Genomic DNA, 4,638 nt, shown 5'->3' with positions numbered 1-4,638 from the left:
ATTTGAAATATCGGCAAGCTCGGTATGTCAGAGATTTAAGGAATGTGTTAAAAAAAGGATGACCATAGAGTTTTGGAAACCATTATGACGAAATTAAAATTGATAATGATACTTCTCCCCGTTGTATTCATGCTTCACGAATACGAAGAGATTATCATGTTTAGGCATTGGCTTGACAGAAATAGGGACGAATTGAAAAGGCGTTTCCCTCAATTCGAGCAGTTTCTTGCACGCAGGGGACATTTTGATTATTCCACAGCCACATTTGCTATTGGGACTGTCCACGAGTTCATTCTGATTTCCCTCATTTCTTTCTGTACCGTATGGTTGGATGCTTATCAATGGTGGTTTGCTGCATTTGCAGGGTATTCCCTCCATCTTATAGTACATCTTGCTCAATGGGCAATATACCGAAAATATATACCTGTTATCATTACCACAATCTTGACTTTGCCTTATTGTGTCTATGCCTTTGTTGAATTGGCAAAGACTTCCATTCTATCTCCTTTGCAGATGTTCTTATGGTCAGTTGTTGGGATTATCCTAACAGTGCTTAGCTTACTCTCTGCTTTTTTCGTGATGAGCAAGTTTCAACAATGGCAGGATAGACATTGAGAGTGTATTGTCAAGAATAAAATAAGTACAAGAAATGTCCCAATTACCCATCCATAGAAGTTCACAGCTCTCAGATTTCGGAGTCTATCTTAAGAGTGTCGTCTCCCAGACATCGGCACCTTCGGAAAGATACGCTTTCTCCCATACTGACGATTATTATTTCTTTGGATTCATAGAGGATGGGCAATGCCGTCTGGATATTGATTTCAAGGAATACGCTTTCGGGAAAGGAAGTTTGGCTATCATCCTTCCGGGACAGGTGCATCGCATCATTGATGCTTCCAATCTTTCTGCAAAATTTCTCATTATCGACTCGGTACTGGTGGATAAGGAGGAAAAACGAACGCTTGAGAGATATGGTTGTCCCCAAAGACAACTATCCGACATATCGGAACTGAAACTATTACTATCGCTTCTTGACCGCAAATTGGGTTGTATGGAAAATCCATCTGCCAAAGCAATAGTTCAGCGACTGACCACCGTCATCGTGGGATTGGTCGTGGATAACGTTGCGAATACAATGATAGCTCAATCCGAATTTCAGAGTACTATGACCAGACACAAGGAAATAGTATGGGAATTTCGGGATTTTCTGGAAAACAATATTCGAATTAACCGTTCGCCATCATTCTATGCCGGACGGCTGAACATTACCGTTGCCTACCTGAATGAGGCGGTAAATGCTGTTCTGGGGACAAGCGTGAGCCGTCATATTCAAGACGAGATTATTTTGTTGGCAAAGCGGAAGTTGGTCTATACGACAGCCTCCGTCAAGGAGATAGCGCATAGTCTGGGATTTGACGATTACTCCTACTTTACACGACTGTTTACTAAGGTCGCAGGAGTCTCTCCCACGCTTTTCAGAAAGAATTACCACGAATAGTGCTATTATCACCGTTGTCCGTCTATTGCAACAGCCTGTATCCCTCCGTACCTTTGCAGCGGAATTTATTCACTTAAAAAGATACAGATTATAAAGATGAACAACGCTGTAAATATTCTACAAGAAGGAAGTATGATGAAAGCCCTGACAAAGTTGGGGATACCTATTGTCATCGCAATGCTGATTATGGCAATATACAATGTGGTGGACACTTTCTGGGTTGCACGTCTGGGAACTCTTCCCGTTGCCGCCGTATCGGTTGTTTTTCCTCTGTCGCTGTTGTTTCTCGGGATAGGGCTGATGTTCGGTGTCGGCGGCGGAGTGTATGTATCCCGTCTGTTGGGGGCAAAGCAGATTGTCAAGGCAAGTCAGGTCGCTTCCGTCTCAGTGGTTACTTCTGTGATTTTGGCTGCCCTCATTGCCTTTATGTGCAATGCGTTCCTGCCGGACATCCTGCTGTTTATGGGAGCAAACGAGGGTATGATGCACTTGGCAGAAGCATACGGCAGACTCTTCATCATCAGTTGTGTCATAGGGGCATTGAATGTGTCGATGTCCAACATCATTGTTTCACAAGGTGCATCGAAAACATCTGCAATGGCAATGATTATCGGCTCTATCGTCAATGTTGCATTAGACCCCTTGTTTATCTACACTTTCAATTGGGGCGTGGAAGGTGCGGCATGGGCAACCATTCTTTCAAGAATTATCACGACAGCCATTTATATTCGCTTCTTCCTCTCGAAAGCAGAGGTGAAAGTATCGTTTACCCTGTTCGCTCCCACGATGAGAATGTATGCGGACATCATCAAAATAGGCATCTCGATGCTCTTTCTGCAATTGCTCCAGACCCTTTCCATCAGTCTGTTGCAGAGGGCTGCCGTGAAATATGGAGCGGAGGCTGTCGCAGCGGTGGGTATCGTTCTGAAGATTGTAACATTGGGAACAAACGTGGTCTTCGGGTTTGTCAAAGGACTGCAACCGATGACTGGCTATAACTACGGAGCAGGCAACTTCCAACGATTAAAGGAAGCAGTGCGCTGTTCCCTGATACTTACAACCTCGTTTTGTGTGCTTTGGAGCATACTCATAATGGGATTTACCTCTCCTGTCATCAGTTGTTTCGGCAAAGACGAAACTATGCAGGGAATTGCAAGGATAGCCCTTCGAGCCAATACGATTATATTCTTCACTTTTGGATTTCAATTTGTGTATTCCACGCTATATATGGCAATCGGAAGAGCAAGGCAGAGCCTTCTGCTAAATATCGGACGACAAGGGCTGTTTTTTATCCCTGCCATATTACTGCTTCCATCATATTGGGGACTGAATGGTGTGCTTTATGCCCAGCCTGTCGCCGACATCTTTGCAACTTTGATGACACTGTTCTTTGCCGTCCGAATTCACAGGGAGATAAGCCATCAATCACATCTCACAACAGAAAAGGAAAACAACTCCTACTGCCAACAGATATAATATTTCAGATTTATTTGCTTAGGGCACGAACGAGCGAGGAACACTCACAAAGAGTTAAAATATCGTTAGTCTTCCTTTAGGGATAGATTTATGTTTATAGAATCTTCTCTCATTTATTAAATATAAATCTCTAATGACAGATGTGAGTTTATTCGTGTCGTGCAGAACTTTTTATTAGCCTGTCCATATCCCTTGAAATCTTTTGGTCGGTGATTTGCGCATAGATTTGCGTGCTGGCAATAGAGGCATGTCCCATCATCTTGGCAATACTCTCAATCGGTATACCAGCCTCCAATGTCAGCGTACCGAAAGAATGGCGAGCCATGTGAAAGGAAAGGGATTGGCGAATGCCACAAGCCAAGCCAACAGCCTTGAGGTGCATGCCTATCTGCATTCTACTCATCGAGGTTGCGAAGATAGGACTATCCTCTTTCTTGTCTTTCAGTGGGTAAAGCGAGAGTATTTGCTCGGCTATCGGGTGCAGAGGCGTGATGCTCTCTACAGCTGTCTTCTTTCTGTACTGACGGATATAGCGTATCCCTGCATTGTTTGTCTCAATATCACAGTATCGTAACTTGCTCACATCGGCAAAAGCCAAACCTGTGAATACGGAGAAAAGAAAAATCCTCCGCACAAACTCCGCCTGTTCGTTTTGAAAGGGCATAGCCAACAGACGGGCAACCGCCGTCTTGCCCAGACAGCGAATTTTTCGCTCTACTCGCTCATACTTGGCATCCTCAAAAGGATTATAGCGAATGGTTTGCTGGCTCACAGCTCTATACATCAATCGGCTTAGCCAAAAGAGATTTTGTTTCGTTGAGGATAAGGCATAGCCTTTTCGCTTGAAGTAGATGCGATAATCATCGAAAAACTCCATCGTAAGGCTCGTAAGAGGAATGTCTGTTTTTCCTCTACTTTCCACAAAGAGTTCCAGCTGCCTGTGGTAGCAACAGCAACTTTGGTATGTGCTTAAGACTCTTGTAGATTGAATTGTCAATAATACCTCTCGGCTAAGAGCAAGCAAAGTGGTCGGATTTGCTCCGACACCTTGCAAGTGGTTTTTAAGCAGCTCGGCACTCACCGCACCAAATTGCAAGAGCAACGTATTATACCCCTGCTCAATCTTCTCACGAAACGAATGCAAGCGTTGGTTCTGCTGCTTGTCGTTGGTTTCCTGTCGCTTTACGCTCCAATCGCCGGGCAATGTGTTTTCTCCTGTGGACATCACGACTTTTGAGCCGTCTATCGTAATACGGCAAAGGATTGCCGTTGTGCCATCTGCTTTCAGTTTACTGCGATTGATGTAGAATAAAATGTTGAATGTACTGCGCATAATCTCAAAGGCTAAGGGTTAAATCTTCTGTGAAAGAGAGGAAGCGACCAAACTCCTCAAATACTTTCTTCGGTGTTACATGGGCATAACGCTCGGTGGTCTCAATCTTGCTGTGTCCAAGCATTTTACTCACCGTTTCAATCGGCACTCCATTCTCCAAGGTTATCAATGTCGCAAAGGTGTGCCGTCCGATATGTGCGGTCAAGGGAAAGGCAATTCCTGCTCTCAGTTGCAGGGCTTTCAGGAGGAAACGATAGGTCTTGTAGCTGATAGTCGGTAAAAGCGTGTCCCGTTCATCCGAATGGCATGTATCAAGCAAAGTAACGGCTTG

Annotated in this window: 5 protein-coding genes; 3 read left to right on the top strand and 2 right to left on the bottom strand. The window is 44.4% G+C overall.

The window, feature by feature from the left end; genetic code table 11:
- The first annotated feature begins 84 nt into the window (after positions 1–84).
- The 3 genes from DEM91_RS12025 to DEM91_RS12015 all read left to right on the top strand — a co-directional run bounded on the left by DEM91_RS12025 (position 85) and on the right by DEM91_RS12015 (position 2,974).
- Positions 85–615 carry an HXXEE domain-containing protein gene (locus DEM91_RS12025; RefSeq protein WP_025071849.1) on the top strand — a complete coding sequence of 177 codons (531 nt, stop codon included), beginning with the start codon at positions 85–87 and terminating at the stop codon, positions 613–615.
- Between the two features lie 34 nt (positions 616–649).
- Positions 650–1,498, top strand: coding sequence for an AraC family transcriptional regulator (locus DEM91_RS12020; protein WP_249859074.1), 849 nt, complete (start codon positions 650–652; stop codon positions 1,496–1,498).
- A 96-nt stretch (positions 1,499–1,594) separates the two neighbouring features.
- Entirely contained in the window at positions 1,595–2,974 is a 1,380-nt protein-coding gene (locus DEM91_RS12015; protein ID WP_045167840.1) for an MATE family efflux transporter, read from the top strand.
- A 148-nt stretch (positions 2,975–3,122) separates the two neighbouring features.
- Here the strand turns inward: DEM91_RS12015 and DEM91_RS12010 are convergent, their stop codons facing one another.
- Together DEM91_RS12010 and DEM91_RS12005 are read right to left on the bottom strand one after the other, a co-directional pair.
- Positions 3,123–4,307, bottom strand: a complete 1,185-nt coding sequence (locus DEM91_RS12010) for a site-specific integrase (RefSeq protein WP_045167841.1) — start codon at positions 4,305–4,307, stop codon at positions 3,123–3,125.
- Positions 4,308–4,311: 4 nt separating this feature from the next.
- A partial coding sequence (locus DEM91_RS12005) for a tyrosine-type recombinase/integrase (protein ID WP_249859073.1) occupies positions 4,312–4,638 on the bottom strand: 327 nt, incomplete at its 5' end.

The organism is Prevotella sp. TCVGH, assembly GCF_023522295.1.
In the GTDB taxonomy this organism is placed as follows: Bacteria; Bacteroidota; Bacteroidia; order Bacteroidales; family Bacteroidaceae; genus Prevotella; species Prevotella timonensis.
This window is presented reverse-complemented; position numbering and strand designations above follow the sequence as displayed.